This is a genomic window from Spongorhabdus nitratireducens (genome assembly GCA_947387575.1).
GTDB lineage: Bacteria > Pseudomonadota > Gammaproteobacteria > Pseudomonadales > Endozoicomonadaceae > CANDOC01.
Genome location: CANDOC010000003.1, coordinates 251,089 through 270,500, shown reverse-complemented (window position 1 = coordinate 270,500; position 19,412 = coordinate 251,089). Strand labels below are relative to the sequence as shown.

The window sequence follows — 19,412 nt, the reverse complement described above, 5'->3', positions numbered from 1 at the left end:
GCCAAGTCAGTATAGATTCACTTTCGGTAAATAATTGACACCTTGATGGTTTCAGACCGGCTGATGTCAATGCTGAAGGAAAGACGGCCGATAAGGACTCTGTAGTCTCATATTTTTTGGGCGGGCATCTTTCAGTGACAGTAAAGAAACAGGAAACAGCCGGATCATCTGCAACCAGGGCTCCTTTTATACGCTGCCGCCTTTGCTGGCTGGTAACAATGGCTGTGTTTGCCGGAATTATGGTGATTGAAGCCATAATTCTGGTGCCTTCCTATTACCGGTTCGAGACAACCTGGCTGCAAACGCTGGAGCAGAAAGCGCTGACGGGCTATCACAGCATGAAGCAGTCTGCGGAAGCTGGTGAGGTTTTGGGTCAGGAGCAACTACAGAATCTGATTGAGACTGATGCCGGAATCGTTGCCATCGCCCGCTATCGTTCAGGGAGTGCTGAGTTCACTCTGGGCGAATCAGAAGACTATTGGCCTGAACACTGGCCTACAAGAGCAGGATCCAAACTGTTAAGCCGGGAGCGCTACCAGACATTCTGGGAAGAAGAGGGCGACAAACTGGCCGTTGTGCTTGATAGCTCTGAGCTACAGCCGGAACTGAATGCCTACGTAATGCGTATTTTAGGACTGGTCATTATCATTGCCGGCTTCGTTACGCTGGTTACCAGTCTGTCGCTTCGCTATCTGGTTTTCGGCCCCATTCTGTTGCTTCGTTCAAAGCTGGAAGCTGAAAGCCAGGATCCGCTTAACCCCAGACGCTATATCATCGACAAGATACCGAACCATGAGCTGGGCGATATCATCACTCGTTTCAACCAACTGCAGGGCATACTGCACGACAATATTGTCAAAATAGAGCAACAGCGCGAAAGACTGGAGCAGGCCAACCGCCAGCTGCGAATAGAAAACTGCGAACGCACTGCGGCAATGTATGAAGCAGAGCGGGCTAACCGGCTTAAAAGTGAATTCCTCCATAATATGTCGCATGAACTGCGTACCCCCATGCACGCTATTCTCAGCTTCTCTGAACTGGGTGGTATGGAGACTGATGATGGTGAAAGGGAATCACTAAAAGAATATTTCACTCTGATTAATACCAGTGGGCAACAGCTGCTGGGGCTGCTGAATGACCTGCTTGACCTGTCAAAACTTGAGGCAGGAAAGGTGGATTATCAAATGGCAGAGGAAAACCCGGTGCAGCTGGTGAAAGATGTTATGCACCAGCTCAGTCCGCTACTCACTGAAAAACAACAGAAGCTGGATATTCTCAATGATCAGTCTGTGCCGATGATCAGCTGCGACAAAGTGAGAATACGTCAGGTGCTAACCAACCTGATGGGAAATGCGATTAAATTCTCTCCGGACGGATCAACGATTGCCGTCGAGCTGGAATGTGAAAAGCAGGGCTCAGAGGAGGGTATTACCCTGAAGCTTAAAGATCAGGGTGTTGGCATTCCCGAAGATGAGCTGGAAGCTATTTTCGACAAGTTTACCCAAAGCAGCAAGAATGCCAGCGGCAGTGGTGGTACCGGACTTGGATTAGCGATCAGTCGTGAAATCATCAATGATCATGGCGGATCTGTCCATGCAACCAACCGCCGCAGCGGTGGTGCCTGCTTCAGAATCTGGTTACCTCTGAAGCAAGACGAAAGCTACCGGAGTAAAGTACTCGACTGATAGATGTATGGAAACTGTCAGCTATCAGAGATTTAACCCGCCATTGAAGCACCAGTACAACCACCTTCCTGTTTGCTGTGAATGGGCTGCACTGTATTGCATTCGTTAGGTGTTATTGCGCCACCACTGTGTGCGAGTACATTGTAACGATCTTCCAGTATCTGGTTAGTGCACTGAAAAATCATATCCCGCAGCCAGCGATGAGCCCGATTCGCGTTCCAGTATTCCGGCCAGACGATACGATGTTCGACTTCCGGTGGATTGTCAGGAATTTGTCGCACAACCAAACGGTCATCCAGCATACTTTTCAAGGGAGTGCAGAAGGTCAGATAATCACTACCAGCAAGAATACTGCGTGTGGCACCAAAGCTTGGGCTTGAAAGTTTGGGTTCAATACTATGCCGGGCATAAAAGTCCTGAACCTGGGGGGCCATGGAACAACCGGATGTCTGCACCAGATGAGGATACTGGCGCAAGTCTTCCATAGTCAGCGCACGGTTTGCCAGAGGGTGATCGGCACTCATCAGACAGGCGAGACGGTAGCGTACAAATTCCTGACTGCGCAGCCCGGCTGGCGGCATGCCTGAATAACCAACAGCCAGATCAATCTCACCGTTATGCAGCTTTTCCAGCGTATGTTCGTCCAGTAGCTCAAGTTCGAAAGTGAAGTTGGGTGCCAGCGTCCTCAGCTCACATAATGCCTGCGGCAAAATTTCCTGTACCGTGACATACCCCCCGGCGATGCGGAAATGACGTGAAGTCGTTGAGGGATCAAAGGTGGAGTTTTCAAATATTGTTGCAGCTTCAACTACCAGACGGTTAATACTGGGATGAATAGCCTGTGCCAGCTCGGAGAGGGTGGTGGTGTTTCCTGCCCTGATCAGCAGTGGATCACACAGGTTCTCACGCAGGGAAGCAAGGTTGCGGCTCATGGTGGGCTGAGTCACACACAATTGCCGGGCAGCCTCAGTCACACTGCGAGTGTCCAGTAATGCCTTGAGACTGGGAAGCAGATTCAGGTTCAACCGGCTCAGGCTGATGTTTTCATCTATCGGTGAAACCTGTGCAGAGTAAGGGTTTCTGATGCCTGTTTTCATGAATAACTCGTATCTGGGGCCGCTTTTTTCGCTATAAAGGCAAAAGTTCCATCCGGCAGTATCAAAAAAATCTATGCGCACATTCTAATCTTCGATGCAAGGACGGCAGTATCCGTATTGATATCAGAATTTTGCATGTGGGTATGCTGGTATTCGATATGACCCAAGTGAAGGTAAATAGATAATCGGAAACAACGGTATGGCGGGTGCAAAGAAATTGTCATGCCGACTTTACAAATATGCACGCACACACACTTGGAGTCTTTCAATGAAAAAGCTGGTATTAGCTGCTGCTATCGCAGCTGCCGCAGCGACCTCTGCGCAGGCTAGTGAGCTCATTAATTTCGAGCCGTCCCTGGATCTGACCTACAGAAATTACTACTGGAAGCAGAAGGACAACGCAAGCAACCCTAAATACTATCGTGATGAATGGGTTCAGGCGCTGATCGCAGATTTTGATTCCGGCTATTTCCTGAATGACATGGTGGGTTTTGAACTGACTGCAGGTGCAACTCACACCTTTAATGCAGAAAAGAACTCTTCAATCTCCAACGTTGCCAAAGGTTCTGACGGCAAGGCCAACGATATTGCTGGTTTTCAGCAAGCATTCGTAAAAGCCAAGTACAACCTTGGCGAAGTAGCGCTGAAAGGTTCCTACGGTGTTAAAAAGCGTGGCTACGAGCTGTACGGTAACTCCGGCTCTCGTATCCTGGCTGGTAGCTCCAACGGTCTGGACCTGTCTGCTGAATGGCAGGATCTGAAGGTTTACGCTTCCCGCATCACTGGTGCCAGCGACCGTAACCAGTCCGCTCTGAGCCGTGACCTGTATGTCAACGACGGTAAAGACAAGCTGGACAACGTTACCCTGTACGGTGTGAACTACAGCATCGCCGGTATTGACCTGACTGCCGAGCGTCTGGTGTCCAAGGACTACCTGAAGAAGACCTTCCTGAAAGCAGCTCACAGCTTTGAGCTGGCTGAAGGCATGACTCTGGATACCGATATCCGTTACGGTCACGCTACTGACGATGGCAAGCTGTACAGCAACCAGGACTACAAGTCCAGCTACTTCAATGCCAACGCCAAGATCAACTACATGAATGCCTACCTGGGCTTCGGTTTCAACAAAGTTAAAGATGGCGACTGGGATGACAACGTAGGTGACAAGGGTAACGCTGGTTCCTACAACACTACCCTGTCTCAGTGGTACGACTACGACAAGGAAGGTGAAAAGGCCTGGATTGTTGAAGCCGGTTACAACTTTGCTGATCTGGGCATGCCGGGTCTGAGCTGGGACGTTTACTACGCTCAAGGTAAAGATGCCAAGAACTACAAGAGCGACTTCAAGCGTCAGGAAACCTTCAGTTTCGTTACCTACAAGTTTGACGGTAAGCTGAAAGGCCTGAAGGTTAAGTGGCTGCACGTTCAGGCGAATGCAAACGGTACCAAGATTGGTGAAACCAATAACAGCATGAAGAACCGTGACCGTTCTAACCGTTTCTACATCGAGTACACCAAGTCCATCTTCTAAGGATGGCATGACACTGGTAACGGTTGTTTAAGAGGGAGGTATTGAGCCACCTCCCGCTGCGGAGCAACCTTGCCAAATTGACATAAGTGTCAAAAAAAACCGGACAGGATTTTCTGTCCGGTTTTTTAATGCGTGGGTTAAACAGGAATTCCAGTATCAAAAAACTTTCAGCCGGTAGTCCAGATATATCCGGTGTTCATTTTTTCCGTTACTGAAGTCACCGCCGAGTCCGGTATTATCAGCGTTAGCCTGTCGTCCGCTGGGGCGGTACATGCCATACCGGAAGCGAAAGGAAAGTCCTGCCAGCATCTCACTCTGGAATTTATAAGTGAGATCCAGGTCGGTTTCGTTTTCTTTCAGCTTTTCGCTGTGTTTGCCATCTTTGAAATTATCACCGCGGGTATGGTAGAACTCGACAGATAGTCCGGGTATCAGCTTGTTAAAGTTGTATCCTGCACCCATGACCCAGGCTTTCTCATTATCGTAGAAGAAGTCGCCAATCAGCATGGATGTTGGTATATCAAAGCCGCCGTGGGTGTTCATACCAAAATCATAATAATACGTTCCCAGACGTTTATTGCCGGTGCTGTCTTTATAAGATGCTGTGGTTGTGGTGTAGCCAACCATCAACATCAAATCTCCGATGTCTGCGGCGATGTTGAAATGTTTGATATCTGCACTTTTGTTAAAGGCGGGGTCACCCCAGACGGAGCCAATCCAGAGTTTTCCGTTTTCTTTTTCCTTGTAATATTTGCCGTTGAGCGTCAGGTCAATTTCCGGAGTAACAGTAAACTTGTAACTGGCATCAAGGTTATAGGTGTCAAGAAAGTCCTTGGCATGGCTATCCCGGTATTTCAGGGAGAGCCCCATGATTTCATAGCCAAGTTCAGCACCCCAGACAGAATCAATGGTTTCAGCATCGTGCTTGTCGAATGTACCATTTTTACTGAAACCCAGATTGGTGCCCTCTTTGGACCCTTTTTTCTTGAATGATTTCAATTTTTCAAAATTGGACGAATTACGTAGCGAGATCTGATCAACCCAGGCCAGACCATAACTGAACCCCTCATAGCTACCCTTGATATCGACACCACGCCATGAGGAAGGGATAGCTCGAGAGCCTGAGCCTGCAATCAATCCGGTATAGATGCGTTCCCGGCCACCTTTAAACATCAGTAAAGGCTTGTTTTTATCCTCTGACGGAATCCTGGCTTTGACATAGGCCTGAGCCAGTTTGCTGAAACCTGTCCTGTGACCACTTTCTGTTTCAATCAGCAAGTCTCTGGTTTTCTTATGGGGTGAATGAAGATCTCCGACGGTGAATACCGATGCGTCAAAACCAAAAGTATCTGCAAGCCAACCCGACTGGAAATTAATCTGGACACCCAGGGCATCAGCTCCCTCTTTCGGTTTTTTGGTTTTTGGCGCGTTGGGTGACTTCAGATATTTTTTGTTGGAGCGTTCAAATTCAACCAGCCTTATACGCGCATCCAGATCATGAGCATCTGCAAAAGCGGCCATTTGTTCTTCAAAAAAATCATCGCCAGGGCGGGAGTCGTCTGCAATACCGGTCAGGGACGCAGACTGGGCAGGAAGCGTAATACATGCCAGACCCGGCAAAATCAGGGAGCGGAGATTCATAATATGAGATCTTCAAATCAGGCAGAATGACGGACTAAGGATAGGAAAGAATTCAGGTTGTATCAGGCGTTCTGGGTTTTTAACCTGCGCCAGAAGATTGTTTGACGTTGGTATCCTGTTTTATTCAGGGATATATGCAAAAAATAAAAAAGGCTGCCATTGGCAGCCTTAATCTGGTTTTAAACTTTTATCAGCATATTTATTCTTACTTTTCATGTCCCGGGCGCAGCACGACCCGTTCAATATCGCTGCCACTGTCGGTCACGGCCGTTACAGTAACACCGACAATGCCCTGCACTGAATTGAAGTGGGCCAGACCATTGGCGTCTGTTGTCATTTCTTTCATGAACATGCCCCCGTTGGATGAAACTGTTACCCGTGCACCGGCAACCGGCATGCCGTCCTGATAGACCCGGGCATTAACATCAGAGAATGCAGAGGTGTCCACATAAAGCGTGGGTGAGCCAGCCTGAGCTGATAGTGAGGCCGCTGACAATAGGGCTACAGCAAAGAGCTTCTTGAGAGTGATCACGACTTTTTCTCCTTTTTATTGCCTTGCAAGAAACGGATATCACCGGGCAGGTGAGCATTTCTTATTCCCTGGCAGTTTTAAATGAAAGTTGCTGGTAAAGACGACGATGCAGCCGTTTAACAACTTTCCCATACGGGCTATGGCCCGGTTATGGTCCTTTTACAATCGCTTTGTATTTCAGGCATTTTGTTTGTTGTATGAACGTTGTCAGCCTGTTGCCTGGCGATTGAATGATTTATTAAGGAAAAACTTTGTGAATTTAATTTAATAGTTATTGTTTCTGTTTTTTATTCTACAGCAGGTATTTCGTTTGTATACAGAACAAATCATTTGTTGGATACGTTTCTAATTAGATTGTGTAGTGGTAATTACTGTTTTTGCATGTATAAGTAGTAAATTAATTGATGCCTAGTTCTTAAAATAATTGCCTTGAATCAATAACCCGTTGTTAATGCAGTAATATCCTCTTTTTAATCTGATTGACCAGAATTCTGAATCAAGACCTGTTCTGAAGCGGCATAAGTATCCAGATAGTCTTTTGCCGCGTGTTGTAAAAATGCAAGTGATCAAAGTCTGCTGTTACTGTTTAAAAACAGATAGTGGCTCGCTTTGCTCCGGGAAATTTTCAAATGCTGTACAAACAGGAAAGCGGCTGGAAACAGCTGAAGAGTGAAGAACGCCAGCAAATTATTGATTTCTGTGAACCTTACAAAGCGTTCCTGAATGAAGCCAAAACCGAGCGCGAGTTTGTTATTGCTTCCCAGAAGCAGGCAGAAAAGCGCGGCTTTGTTGATGCCATGTCCAAAGATGAGCTGAAGCCGGGCGACAAGGTTTTCTTCAACTTGCGTGACAAGAACCTGGTGTTGGCGGTTATTGGCAGCAAGGATCTGGCTGAAGGTGCCAACTTTGTTGTTTCCCACGTTGACTCCCCGCGTCTCGACCTTAAGCAGAAGCCGCTTTACGAAGACTCAGAATTCGCCCTGTTCAAGACTCACTATTACGGTGGTGTGAAAAAGTATCAGTGGGCCTCCCGCCCGCTGGCGCTGCACGGCGTTGTAATGCTGAAGAGTGGCGTCAAGGTCAACATCACTATCGGTGAAGATGAAAACGATCCGGTCTTCGTTATTCCTGACCTGCTGCCTCACCTGGATGCCAAGGTGCAGCGTGAGCGCAAAGCCAGTGAAGTCCTGAAAGGCAGTGAAATGCATGTACTGGTGGGTTCTATTCCATGCGAAATCACTGACGAAGATATCAAGGATTCCGTCAAGTACAACGCGTTGCAGAAGCTGAACGAAAAGTACGATATGACCGAAGAGGACTTTATCTCTGCGGAATTCGAACTGGTTCCGGCTGCCAAGGCTCGTGATATCGGCTTCGACCGTGGCCTGATTGGTGCCTACGGCCATGATGACCGTATCTGCGCATGGACCTCTGTTCAGTCCATTCTGGATATGGATCACACTCCGGAGCACACTGCAATCTGCTTCCTGGTTGACAAGGAAGAGATCGGTTCCACCGGTTCCACCGGTCTGCAGTCTCGCTATATTGAGCACTTTATGCAGGAACTGGCTTCCCGTATTCCGTCCAGCAAGAATGACTTCCATGCAGTACGTCGCTGCTTCTGGAACTCCAAGGCACTGTCTTCTGATGTGAATGCCGGTGTGAACCCGCTGTTCAAGCAGGTACACGACTCCCAGAATGCATCAAAGCTGGGCTATGGCCTTGTTCTGACCAAATATACCGGTGCCCGTGGCAAGGCTGGCAGCAGTGATGCTGATGCAGAATTTGTGAGCGAACTGCGTACCCTGTTCGACAAGCACGATGTGAAATGGCAGACCGGTATGCTGGGTGAAGTTGATGAAGGTGGCGGCGGTACTGTTGCCATGTTCCTGGCGCACTACGGCATCCGTACTATTGATGCGGGTGCTGCACTGTTGTCCATGCACTCACCCATGGAAATTGCTTCCAAGTTTGACGTGCATGAGATCTATCGTGCTTATAAGGCGTTTTACGCCTGAAGCAGCTGATTTGTTGAGTTAGCCGATAGAAGAAAGCCGCCTGATCATTCACAGGCGGCTTTTTTTATGTCATTTCTCTTCAGTGGACTCGGTCGGAGTTTTTTCCAGTTTTTGTTCCAACCGTGTAACTGTTTCTTCCAGTTGTTCCATCCGTTCACGGGTGCGGCGCAGTACGGCTACTTGAGCATCAAACTCTTCGCGGTTTACCAGTTCCAGCTTTCCAAGAGTCGATTGCAGCAGGGCGCGAAAGTTATGTTCGAATTCCTTGTGTAGCTGACTCTTTTCCCCGCTTAACAGTCGGGTTGCATTGGTTGTCAGCTGTTCGATGAAAGCGGCTTTGTTGATCATGATGATCCTGCTTGTGTTGGTTGCTGGCGATTATAGCCCGATGGCTCCAGTCCTTGGCTAGATTTCTTTCGCACTGTTTTGGTGCGATGTCGTTTAAGGTGGTGTATCCGTGGTGCGGGGTACTACCTTTTAAATCTGTGAAACGTCTGCGCTGAGACTACTTTTAATTCCCATGTTTTTGAAATATAAGGTTTTTCCTGTTCTGGCACAGTAAGTGAATAGAACAGGATAAAGCGCACAAGCAAGTATTCTGACTGGTGCTTTCAATGCAGAGTCAGGCTGCCTTTCAGTGCATAAACTTGCAGGGCAAGTTCGATTATGACGACAGGAGAACATTCATGAAGTTAGTGTCTGCCATTATCAAGCCGTTCAAGCTGGATGACGTGCGGGAAGCGCTTTCTGACATCGGGGTACAGGGTATCACTGTCACTGAGGTTAAGGGATTTGGTCGTCAGAAAGGTCATACCGAGTTATATCGTGGTGCCGAATACGTGGTGGACTTTCTGCCCAAGGTGAAGATTGAAGTCGCCATTCCTTCTGACCTGCTGGATCAGGTTATTGACTGCATCAGCAGTGCCGCCAACACCGGCAAGATCGGTGATGGCAAAATTTTTGTCACCAGCCTGGAGCAGGTGATTCGAATCCGTACCGGCGAGACCGGTGCCGAGGCCCTCTGATTAGCGGGCAGCACTCATTGAACAGAACCCGTTAATAACAATTCCAACCTGAAGTGGGGACTGAATAAAGTGGAAAGCGTAACGCAACTCTCGTACGCACTGGATACCTTTTACTTCCTGATGTCCGGTGCACTGGTAATGTGGATGGCAGCTGGCTTTGCCATGCTGGAAGCCGGTCTGGTCCGGTCCAAGAATACAGTGGAAATTCTGACCAAGAATATCGCCCTGTTTGCCGTGGCCTGTACCATGTACCTGCTCTGTGGCTACGCCATCATGTATCCCGGTGCAAATGAAGGCGGAATACTGCCTGTACTGGGAACATTGATAGGCACTGAAAATACCGTTGAAAGCGTTGTTGCGGGTGGTGATGATGCACCGTACTACTCCATGCGTTCAGATTTCTTCTTCCAGGTTGTGTTCGTAGCGACCGCCATGTCGATTGTTTCCGGCGCGGTGGCGGAACGAATGAAACTCTGGGCCTTCCTGGTCTTTGCTGTCTTTATGGCCGGCTTTATCTATCCGGTTCAGGGCTTCTGGAAATGGGGCGGTGGTTTCCTTGATGCTGCAGGGTTCCAGGACTTTGCCGGTTCAGGTGTTGTTCACCTTGCAGGTGCGGCTGCGGCTCTGGCGGGTGTTCTGCTGCTGGGTGCCCGCAAAGGTAAATATGGCAAGAACGGTGAGGTGAATGCGATTCCCGGTGCCAACCTGCCTCTGGCGACACTGGGTACCTTTATCCTGTGGCTCGGCTGGTTTGGTTTTAACGGTGGCTCACAGTTACAGATTTCCAGTGTTGAAAATGCCAATGCCGTTGCCCAGATCTTTACCAACACCAATGCCGGTGCTGCAGGCGGCGTTATTGCAGCGCTGATTGTTGCACGACTGCTGTTTGGCAAAGCCGATCTCACCATGGCGCTGAACGGTGCTCTTGCCGGACTGGTAGCGATCACTGCTGAGCCACTGACACCTTCTGCACTAACTGCAACTCTGATTGGTGCAGTGGGTGGTTCCATTGTCGTATTTGCAATTCTGGGCCTGGACAAGCTGAGAATTGATGACCCGGTAGGTGCCATTTCGGTACACGGTATTGTCGGAATCTGGGGTTTGCTGGCAGTACCTCTGACCAACAGTGAAGCGAATCCGAGTTCACAGCTGCTGGGTATCATTACGATTTTTGGCTGGGTATTCGTAGCAAGCCTGATTGTCTGGAGCGGTATCAAGGCGATTATGGGGTTGCGGATTTCTCAGGAAGAAGAGTACGAAGGAGCGGACAGGACAGAGTGTGGCATGGAAGCCTACCCTGAGTTTACGACTAAGTAACGTTTTCGGTGCGACTCTATATCAGCAGCCACCTGATACTTTGTCGTTTGAAGCATAAAGTGAAAATTTGAATCATATGCTGATAATAATTGAAGCATAAACTGAAAATAGAAAAGAACCATAACTTGATATTACACGACTCTGATCTAATCTCTTAAACAGGTTGATCGGAGTCGTGTTTTATGAGGCGTAAAATCACAAAATCCGCAACGAAGCGTATCTATGGCTTCCATAGCATCAAGTCAGATAACTACTTCAGAGTAGAGTCAGGAAACGAATTCGGAGCATGCTACCATCTCGAATTTCGAGACTCTATCATATCTTTTGAAGCCCAGCCTCAGGGTTATAATTATATAGAATTTCGAAGAAATGGATTCTATACATCCGATTTCGATCTGGAACATCATGACACCGGAAAAGAGCTTCTCGAGATAAAATCTGATGAAGAGTCAGAAAGTCAAGTATTTAAAGAGGTATTTAAGTGTCAAAAAGAAGGAGCTGTTGCTCAAGGGTTAAGTCTTGCCCTGATGACCGAGTCAGAAATCAAAAAAGAACCATTACTCAGAAACCTCAAACTGCTGTACAAGTACAGAACAGAGGGTCCGTTAACCATCAAGCATTTTAAAATTCTCGATTGTATAGAAAACGTTGTAGAAATCTCTATCGAAAGTCTATGCGCCTATCTCTGCTTAGAAAAGAAAGAGGGATACCCGTTAATTTATGACCTTGTCGCCCGAGGAGAATTGAAACCTGTTCAGGGACTCGCTATGCATGCTCTGAGTAGTCAGTCTGTTTTGAGAAAACGACTATGAGTAGGCTGGTTGAAGGAACAAAAATTCGACTGGAATCACTAGATGGCAGTAAACATGAGTATGTGATTGCGTCAAAAAATGCAGGTAGCTTTCATTTACATAGTCTGCTTGTTGAGGACAGGGTTATACAGCTTACTCAGGATGAGCTTCAGGTAGCCTTGAGGAAAGGAAGGCTAGAATTCATTAGTTCATCAGGGGATGAGGAACAAAAGCTGGCTCAAGATTTGATGATGTTCCCTGAAGAATCCAGAGACGAGGCTTTAAGGCGTTATAAATACATAACGGGCCTTATAGACCGAGGGGTTGAGTATTGGTCTCCGCAGTACATCGAAGATCTTGTACCGGTGATTGCTAAAGAGATTGATGACCGTAAGCCTCCAAGCTGGATAACAATTTGCAGATGGCACAAGAAATACGTTCAGGCTGGTTTTTCCATTCGCGGGCTTTATTCAGAAACTTTTAAAAAAGGTAACAGAAAAAGCCGTTTGAAAGCAGAAGTTGAAGAGTGTGTCCGAAAGGCTCTCGAGTACTATCAAAGTGAATTGAGGCCAACTAAAAAAGATGCTTATGACCGCCTGGAAGAGTACATATTGGAAGCCAATACTCTTCGACATGTTGACGACAAGCTAACTGTTCCAAGCTATAGAGGTTTTCTTAACAGGGTTGCAAAATTAACTCCATATGAAAAGGCGGCAAGTCGCCACGGTAAGCGTAAAGCAGGTATCGAGTACGATGAAGTAGGTTCTGGTGTAAAAACTGAGCGGGTCATGGAACGTGTAGCAGTGGATCACACCAGACTTGATTTATTCGTGATCGATAAAGAAACTTCTATACCCTTGGGGCGTCCATGGCTCACGCTAGCAGTTGATGAATACTCAAGATCTATCGTAGGTGCATACATCTCATTTCGAGATCCTGACTTTATTGTTCTCATCAAACTGATAAGAAATATTCTTGAAGAAAAAACCTATATTAAGGAAAAGTATCCATTCATTGAAAATGATTGGGCTTGTTATGGCTGTCCGGAGCTATTCGTTTTCGATAACGGTAAAGAGTTTTGGTGCAAGGATTTAGAGATTGTTTTAGCAGAACTGAATATTCAATATGCGTTTAACCCTGTACAACACCCTTGGCTAAAAGGAAAAATTGAACGAAAGTTTGGAACCATAAACACAGAACTACTCTCCCAGTTACAGGGTAAGACATTCTCTTCAATAGCAACACGAGAAGATTATGATCCCAAGAAAAACGCTGTCATCAAGTTTGATGCCTTTGTTGAGATATTTTACAAATGGCTGATTGATGAATACCAGGTATCACCTACGACACAGGAAGAAATCATCCCTGACCTATATTGGTTGAAGTCTGTCGAAGATTACCCTCCCAAAATGATTGAACCTGACCGTCTTAATATTATTCTCGGGCGTACAGAAGAGAGCAAGCTGAGAAAAGGAGGCATTTATTATAAAAAGCTCAGATATGAATCTGAAGACCTAGCCCGCTACAGGTCAAAGGTTGGAAGTAAAATCACTAGGTATAAGGTTGATCCAGACAATCTTGGTTTTATTTATGTTTTTAACGAGCTTGATCGAGAGTACATAAAGGTTCTTGCTGTTGATCAGGATTACGCATCAGGCCTCCGAGAGAATCAGCATGACGTGCATATTCGATACGCAAAAGAAGTTATCGGTAAAGACTACAAGCATGAGGATGTAGTCAGGGCAAGGCTAGAGATCCAGAGAAGAATTCAGGAAGAGATCGATTCCTGGGTTGAAACGCCCAACAAAACTGCCATCAGTGCCAGTTCGGCAGCTGCAAAATATTGTGACCTTGGTCAGGATGCGAACTCAAGTTTATCTGAAGGCCTTCCAGCTCCAAAACCCCGACAAAATGTAAAAGAACAGCCAGAATCCACAGTTACGGTCGAAGATTTTGATGATGACCAAGAGCTTGATACATCTGGCTGGCAGAGTAATATGCCATGAATGAGCTCTATGATCGGTATGACAACATAACGGCTGAACAAGATAAAAAGATTCTGCAAGTAAGAAATTGCTATATCAGCTCTCCGAACCTGGATCGTATTTTGGCCGATATTCACCGATGCCGTAGAATGTCGCAAAGAGGTGGATACCCAGAATGTATGCTGGTACTTGGCGAACCTGGTGCAGGAAAGACAACATTAAAGAATGAGTATTTAAGACGAAATCCCCCAAGAGAAGAGCAAGAAAGGTCTGTCATCAGTGTTTTCTCAGGTGATTTCCCGGATAGAACAGTGCCAAAGCAGGCCGCAATCTGCTTTTTAGAAGACCTAGGTCATGAACTTTCATCTAAAGGGCTTTCTGCACCACAGTTGACAAAAATTCTGGCCAACCTGATGAAGCAATGTGCTGTTGAAATCAGTCTACTGGATGAATTTCAGCATCTGATTGAAACAAAGTCATTTACTGTTCTTGAAGATGCTGCAAAGTGGCTGAAAATTTTAATCAATATATCAGGTCTCCCCGTTGCTCTTTTTGGTATGTCATACAGTAAGATTATTCTTGATTGTGATGATGCCCTTGCGGGACGGTTTATGATTCAAAGAAAAATTGAGCCATTCCGGATTATTGTTGATGAACATCGGAAAGACTTCAGAACCTTTTTGAAGGTATTTAACGACAGTTTGCCATTTTCCAAAAAGCCTGGGCTTCATGAGCTAGAGTATTACCCAAGGCTCTTTGCTTTCTCTAAAGGCAATATGAGAAGGCTGAGAGTTCTCATAAATTATGCCGCTGAAGAAGCCATTCTGAATAACGATGATGAACTGAATATGGAACATTTTATAGCTGGCTATCGCTATTATATGGACCACGTTACAAGAAAAGATCAGATTGACGCAGATGAAAAGCTAGAGATACAACCAAACCCGTTTGATGTTGGCATTAATGAGCTGGAATTCAAGCAGATGCAATCTGCGTCTTGCTGGAAAATGGATGCAGGTAAGGGAGAGTCTCGCATCATTCCTGCAAAATATACCCGGTTAATCCCTCTTCGATCACTACTTAAACGTAGATGATTTTACAGCAATTTCTTAGGGGGCAAAAAAAGCAAAAATGAGTTGAATCTGAAATGAACTTTGTGAATCTGACAACTCTTTTGGTTGTTGGGTTCATTAATCTAAATCAAGTCAGAGGTGGAGTTGGTTTTAATTAAATATAATATGTTTTTAATTTCAGGGAAAAACCTCACGCATTTTTGGGCGAGGTTTTTTATCGGTAACTGTCAGGTCGGGTCTGAACTTCTACAATTCATGTGAACCGTATTGTCCGCTGCTTGAGGCGTGAACAGGGTTCATACCCCACTCCTCAGAGTGGGGTAATTTATAGTAAGTAATATTTCAATTTTGTGCATCGATAAAATCAACACCTACTCTCATGCTGCGGCCTCAATCTCCCGCAGCCGCTGAAAACGCTGATCAGATATAATAGATTTATCCACTTCTCCAAGAGAGTTGAGTATTTTCCTCAGTGGATACGGTACTATCTCTAGCTGATCCGGGATTATCAGATCAAGAAGATCAAGTGTTTCTCTAGGAAATCTTTTAGTTAGCGAGGCAGAGTCTTCTTTGTCGCGCTCAAAATTATATAGGCTTAAATGCTCCTCAGCGATGGGCCTGAGAAATGAACGCACTGCATCAAGTACGACAGGGAAATCCTCATTTGCATCATCGAGAATATCGACCCAGGCCTTTGATGTTTGCTCTGTCTGGAGCTTTTGCTCAACCGGCCAGGCCTTTTCAATAAATGGGACGACCATAGTTTTCCAGCCATTCTGATTGTGCTGTCCCACTTTCCCCAAAAAGTAAATTGCCTGTAAGCGCTGTTCTTGAGTTATTCGTCGCAAGCAATCACGAGCGACAGAAAAGCTAAGGGATGATTCATCTTTTTGAGCAAAGAGCACTGCTTGTATCACCCAATGGCTATATTTATTTTCTCTACCCCATATCCATGTATGCAAAACAGTGGGTAGCGAAAGGAAATCTTTTTTAATTTGAGAAAAGAAAGCTGTAGTACCACTCCATTTATTATAAAAAAGACCGTTCCATGCAGGCTCACAAAAGGGATTGTTCGATTTAAACCAAGGTAAAATACTAAGTGTTACCCACTCCGGATCTAAGCTGTATAGCAGTGGTGCTTCTGCACTAACAAGACAAACAACATGATCACGCCCCTCGCCTTGTGCCATCAATAGATTATCTACCCGGGATGTGAACTCTTCGGGTAAGCCACACCCAGCTTTCGATTCCTTATTACGAAGAACCGCAATTAACCCCTCCGTAGCACGGCCAAGTGGCCCGTTGATGGCGTATTCTAGGGTGCGCCGGGAAGGGGGAGTAATCTGGCCGCGAATGCTCACTTTTCCTATACCGCTTTTAGTTGCTTCTGGATCGCAAGACAGTAGTTTTGCAATCAGGCTATCAAAAATGCTATAGGCAAAATCTTTGGCTTTCTGGGCTAAAGGAGGAAATTTATCTCGTAGCCAGTGGCTGATCTCCCAGCGTGCTTCAAAGACAGTTTCTGAAGGAAGCTGGCCTAACCTCTGATAAAATGCCATGGTTGCAATTTCTGAAGCTGAAATGGGCCAGTGAGAGATAAGGGCGCTCCAAAATCTTACAGGATACTGCCCTTTTTGAGCTTCTAAACTGAGCGCAGCTAATGCCTTTACAGGTTTCGATTTCACAAGCCCTATGAAGGGGGCATATTCGATAAAATCTCTGGGAGGGCTATCAGTATACTCTTGAGCAACAGAAATTACTCTGTGAAGAGGTACCTTTGCCAATACAGTTGGGTCTTCGTCTTTCTTAACCCAGTCAGCCATGGGCACGTTGACACTGACAAGTTCGTCAACCCAGTTATCTGTCCATTCTTCAAGGCCTTCAATTAATCTCAACCACTGGTTTTTGAAGTGATCAGAGATGTCACAATCCATCTTAACCAACCACCCGAAATACATGGCTGCCCGAGTATTCTTATGCTTTTGATACTGTGAATCTTGATCTTCGCCTTCGTAGGGGGGGCGACCCTCCAGAATCCGGCTGGCAATCGCTGCTTTTTGATCATCTGGAAAATCAGTCCATCTGTCTTTCAACAGGAACATCAGCTCTCTAATATTTTCAGAATTCCAAAACTGCTCGCCACTTAAAAGTGATAGGTATGTTGCTACTTGGGTTCCTGAGAACAACTGTTTTTTATTCCAAGCATACAATCGGAGTTTGTCGAAAATAAAATGCTCTGGGCTAGGCCAGGTACAAATGTAAGCACTTAGCAGTTGTGGCTCGATATCTGCCATCCGGTTAAAAAGAGTTAAGAAGAATGATAAGAACTTGTCATGATCATCAGCAAGATCATCATTTATATCCCTTTCAGGATAAAATGTTGCAGTTGAAAATATGTATCTCTCGGTATGCTTCAACTGGTCGGCTGCCAGGATTAGGTTTTGCTGGAAAGCAGAAAATACTTGAGCAAGAGCACTGTCAGGCACATCAGGCAAGCGATCATCTAAGTGGGGAAATTCCACATCAATAGTCGCAACATCACGCCATGAGATGTCAGTCCATTCGCCTTTTGGTGGGAGAGCTTTTGAAAGGCCAAAAGGAATCTCAACTTTAAAATAAGATCTGGAAGCAGATTCCAAAGACCGAATTACACAACTATTCCAGCCTCTTTTTTTTATATTCTGACGAACTCTGTACCATTCAAAGTTATGAGGGTCACGTTCATTTTCCAAGTCTTCCAGCAGTATTATCCAAAGCTTTCTGGCTTCCGGGGAAAGGTCCTCTGTATCGTAGACTGCTCTTTTTAGGCTTTCCAGTAGCGCTGGATGAAGGCGTGGTTGGTGGATGACCCACCACGCCAGTGCCGGTCTGCAGATTTGTTGGTATAACCATCGAGATAAATGGAATAATCGTGATGTCAGCGGAGGGTGTTGATAATTAAAACTCAGTGCCAGTCGTTGGTATTTCTCCTGAATATCATCACCTTCATGCCAAGAAATTAAATCTCGAGCTTTAGCAAACTTCAGCTTTACATCTTCTCTTACGGGGTCATCATCGATACCAAACGCTTCAATTGGATCGAACGTCTTTGATTCATCAGCATAAAGGCTAAAACTTTTTGAAGGTTCAGCTAGACGTCTATTTCTATCAAATACAAAAAGCCAGTCAATTGGTAAAGGAGGGTTAGAATCAGCAAACTCTTTTGCACCAAGAGCAGACTGCACTAAGTGAGTAACCATTCCCCTTTGGTGAGGAGTCAGCTCCTGTGGCTTCTGCTTTGCGAGGCTAACGAGAGAATGGCGCCAGGCTGCAGGATTTTCAGCCCTAACAGCCCATGCATCAAGAGTATCCCATAGCGCTTTGTGATCTTGGCTTGTTGGATAAGCTATGGAAGTTACACCACGATCTTTCCATTTTGACTCGATCTCTTGAGAGATACCCATATCAAAAGCATACAGGCGTTTCTGGCTATTATCATGGCTACCATTTAACCCTTGCAGAAGATATTTTACCGGTGGATCTTCAGCCTGATATCCCAACAACACGACAGTATATGATTTAAGCAATTGCTGAATGAATGCCGTTGCCCATCCCTCTGCCAAGTATGCCCTCCCAAAATCTGCGCTGCCCAGAACATAGTCATGGGTTTTCTCATTTGGCTCAGAAAGCCTGCCATGAAGATAGGTAACACCAGAAACAGCGACACCATGGCGTAAATCCGGGAAGGTAGGTGGTGTATATATGCATTGAATATTCTCACCCAAAGCTTGTTCAAAGAGGTGGTCAAAATTGGTGGTAACTATTTGGGGAATACCATCTTGGTTGGCCGAAAGTCGGCCAATCACCTGGTGTTTATCAGACTTGAGATTGGGTTTACCATTGACGGTCAAGCATTTGGCCACCAGACTGCCCACAAGGTCACGTCCATAAACTTGCTGGAGTGCATTAAAAATCTGATCCAGTGGCGTGCGTGCCGACACCGGGATATTTAGACCTGCACCTCTCCAAGGAGCAAACATTCTTGTAATTTCGGAACTTTGGTCGGGAGATAGGTGATCAATCACATATTCTGTTAACCGTTGGAAGCTTGGCAGCCCTGATGGAATAGACACCCCGGCACCACACAAAAATACAACTTGTCCAGCATCACGTTCAGACAGGAGTTCGTCAGGGATTATTGGCCCACCAGAAACAAACCTCATATGCTGTGACTCCTTGTACATTAAGCAAGCGGCGATGATATATACAGCTTGAGGTAGGGTATCATGCTTGGATTGTTATCTCTCAAAGGCAGTGGCTAATAAAAATTAGGGGATTTTGCATAAAGAAAACTGGTATCGCCTCATATGCGTTGAACTCGAATCGATTAGCAGCATTTTTATGCGATCATAGTGTATTTCGGTTTAATAGCTGTAAAAAGAGCTTTCAAGAAGAATTCGTCTACGACGATAACCAGCCTGAAGTTCAGGATCGGATCGTAGATATGGCTATGAATGGATCCGGCATTCGTGATAGCAGCAGAGTGCTGGTGATCAGCCAGGATACCGCCTTTGTCAGCCTAGATGGGTAGTGGAGTTATGTTGGCAACAAGTGCAAGATCAGTTAGCACTGGCTGTTCTATGCTTAGGGGCTCAGTTCAAGCGAGTTATAGCTCATGCTTTTGGCAAAAAAGTATCATCAACTTTGTGCAAACTGTTGAATATACTCAAACTGTATA

Annotated in this window: 14 protein-coding genes; 9 read left to right on the top strand and 5 right to left on the bottom strand. The window is 46.0% G+C overall.

Features of this window, described 5'->3' with window-relative positions; translation table 11 throughout:
• The first annotated feature begins 218 nt into the window (after positions 1–218).
• Complete coding sequence (locus ACYZZ0_RS07755; RefSeq protein ID WP_461536032.1) at positions 219–1,685, top strand: sensor histidine kinase; 1,467 nt, start codon at positions 219–221, stop codon at positions 1,683–1,685.
• A 32-nt stretch (positions 1,686–1,717) separates the two neighbouring features.
• On the opposite strand, the gene ACYZZ0_RS07750 is transcribed toward ACYZZ0_RS07755, so the two are convergent.
• Positions 1,718–2,782 carry a LysR family transcriptional regulator gene (locus tag ACYZZ0_RS07750; protein ID WP_461536031.1) on the bottom strand — a complete coding sequence of 355 codons (1,065 nt, stop codon included), beginning with the start codon at positions 2,780–2,782 and terminating at the stop codon, positions 1,718–1,720.
• Positions 2,783–3,050: 268 nt separating this feature from the next.
• Here ACYZZ0_RS07750 and ACYZZ0_RS07745 point away from each other — a divergent pair, with 268 nt between their 5' ends.
• Positions 3,051–4,313 (top strand): OprD family outer membrane porin, encoded by a 1,263-nt coding sequence (locus tag ACYZZ0_RS07745; RefSeq protein ID WP_461536030.1) that lies wholly within the window; start codon positions 3,051–3,053, stop codon positions 4,311–4,313.
• 156 nt (positions 4,314–4,469) lie between these two features.
• Here ACYZZ0_RS07745 and ACYZZ0_RS07740 read toward each other — a convergent pair whose 3' ends face one another.
• Together ACYZZ0_RS07740 and ACYZZ0_RS07735 are read right to left on the bottom strand one after the other, a co-directional pair.
• Entirely contained in the window at positions 4,470–5,954 is a 1,485-nt protein-coding gene (locus tag ACYZZ0_RS07740) for an OprD family outer membrane porin (protein ID WP_461536029.1), read from the bottom strand.
• 205 nt (positions 5,955–6,159) lie between these two features.
• Entirely contained in the window at positions 6,160–6,486 is a 327-nt protein-coding gene (locus ACYZZ0_RS07735) for a hypothetical protein (RefSeq protein ID WP_461536028.1), read from the bottom strand.
• 629 nt (positions 6,487–7,115) lie between these two features.
• Between ACYZZ0_RS07735 and ACYZZ0_RS07730 the strand changes: the two genes are divergently transcribed.
• Entirely contained in the window at positions 7,116–8,504 is a 1,389-nt protein-coding gene (locus ACYZZ0_RS07730; RefSeq protein ID WP_461536027.1) for an aminopeptidase, read from the top strand.
• Between the two features lie 69 nt (positions 8,505–8,573).
• On the opposite strand, the gene ACYZZ0_RS07725 is transcribed toward ACYZZ0_RS07730, so the two are convergent.
• On the bottom strand, positions 8,574–8,852 hold the full coding sequence (locus tag ACYZZ0_RS07725; protein WP_461536026.1) for an accessory factor UbiK family protein: 279 nt from the start codon (positions 8,850–8,852) through the stop codon (positions 8,574–8,576).
• 338 nt (positions 8,853–9,190) lie between these two features.
• On the opposite strand from ACYZZ0_RS07725, the gene glnK reads away from it, so the two are divergent.
• The 5 genes from glnK (at position 9,191) to ACYZZ0_RS07700 (ending at position 14,716) form a co-directional block, all read left to right on the top strand.
• Entirely contained in the window at positions 9,191–9,529 is a 339-nt protein-coding gene (gene glnK / locus ACYZZ0_RS07720; protein WP_461536025.1) for a P-II family nitrogen regulator, read from the top strand.
• A gap of 69 nt (positions 9,530–9,598) precedes the next feature.
• Positions 9,599–10,846 carry an ammonium transporter gene (locus ACYZZ0_RS07715; protein WP_461536024.1) on the top strand — a complete coding sequence of 416 codons (1,248 nt, stop codon included), beginning with the start codon at positions 9,599–9,601 and terminating at the stop codon, positions 10,844–10,846.
• A 182-nt stretch (positions 10,847–11,028) separates the two neighbouring features.
• On the top strand, positions 11,029–11,658 hold the full coding sequence (locus ACYZZ0_RS07710) for a TnsA endonuclease N-terminal domain-containing protein (protein ID WP_461536023.1): 630 nt from the start codon (positions 11,029–11,031) through the stop codon (positions 11,656–11,658).
• Entirely contained in the window at positions 11,655–13,643 is a 1,989-nt protein-coding gene (locus ACYZZ0_RS07705; protein WP_461536022.1) for a Mu transposase C-terminal domain-containing protein, read from the top strand. Before ACYZZ0_RS07710 ends, ACYZZ0_RS07705 begins: the two co-directional genes overlap by 4 nt.
• The gene (locus ACYZZ0_RS07700; RefSeq protein ID WP_461536021.1) at positions 13,640–14,716 is read left to right on the top strand and encodes a TniB family NTP-binding protein; all 1,077 of its coding nucleotides are present in this window, start codon (positions 13,640–13,642) and stop codon (positions 14,714–14,716) included. The genes ACYZZ0_RS07705 and ACYZZ0_RS07700 overlap by 4 nt, the downstream gene beginning before the upstream one ends.
• A 356-nt stretch (positions 14,717–15,072) precedes the next feature.
• Here ACYZZ0_RS07700 and ACYZZ0_RS07695 read toward each other — a convergent pair whose 3' ends face one another.
• Positions 15,073–18,897 carry an SIR2 family protein gene (locus ACYZZ0_RS07695; protein ID WP_461536020.1) on the bottom strand — a complete coding sequence of 1,275 codons (3,825 nt, stop codon included), beginning with the start codon at positions 18,895–18,897 and terminating at the stop codon, positions 15,073–15,075.
• Positions 18,898–19,046: 149 nt separating this feature from the next.
• Here ACYZZ0_RS07695 and ACYZZ0_RS07690 point away from each other — a divergent pair, with 149 nt between their 5' ends.
• Positions 19,047–19,265: an IS1-like element transposase gene (locus ACYZZ0_RS07690; RefSeq protein WP_461536019.1), complete on the top strand. Its 219-nt coding sequence runs from the start codon at positions 19,047–19,049 to the stop codon at positions 19,263–19,265.
• Positions 19,266–19,412: the final 147 nt, after the last annotated feature.

Bases quoted from the DNA above. Each gene is read 5' to 3' on its own strand.
- ACYZZ0_RS07755 (WP_461536032.1), top strand. From the start codon at position 219: ATGGCTGTGTTTGCCGGAATTATGGTGATTGAAGCCATAATTCTGGTG.
- ACYZZ0_RS07750 (WP_461536031.1), bottom strand. From the start codon at position 2,782: ATGAAAACAGGCATCAGAAACCCTTACTCTGCACAGGTTTCACCGATA.
- ACYZZ0_RS07745 (WP_461536030.1), top strand. From the start codon at position 3,051: ATGAAAAAGCTGGTATTAGCTGCTGCTATCGCAGCTGCCGCAGCGACC.
- ACYZZ0_RS07740 (WP_461536029.1), bottom strand. From the start codon at position 5,954: ATGAATCTCCGCTCCCTGATTTTGCCGGGTCTGGCATGTATTACGCTT.
- ACYZZ0_RS07730 (WP_461536027.1), top strand. From the start codon at position 7,116: ATGCTGTACAAACAGGAAAGCGGCTGGAAACAGCTGAAGAGTGAAGAA.
- ACYZZ0_RS07725 (WP_461536026.1), bottom strand. From the start codon at position 8,852: ATGATCAACAAAGCCGCTTTCATCGAACAGCTGACAACCAATGCAACC.
- glnK (WP_461536025.1), top strand. From the start codon at position 9,191: ATGAAGTTAGTGTCTGCCATTATCAAGCCGTTCAAGCTGGATGACGTG.
- ACYZZ0_RS07710 (WP_461536023.1), top strand. From the start codon at position 11,029: ATGAGGCGTAAAATCACAAAATCCGCAACGAAGCGTATCTATGGCTTC.
- ACYZZ0_RS07705 (WP_461536022.1), top strand. From the start codon at position 11,655: ATGAGTAGGCTGGTTGAAGGAACAAAAATTCGACTGGAATCACTAGAT.
- ACYZZ0_RS07700 (WP_461536021.1), top strand. From the start codon at position 13,640: ATGAATGAGCTCTATGATCGGTATGACAACATAACGGCTGAACAAGAT.
- ACYZZ0_RS07695 (WP_461536020.1), bottom strand. From the start codon at position 18,897: ATGAGGTTTGTTTCTGGTGGGCCAATAATCCCTGACGAACTCCTGTCT.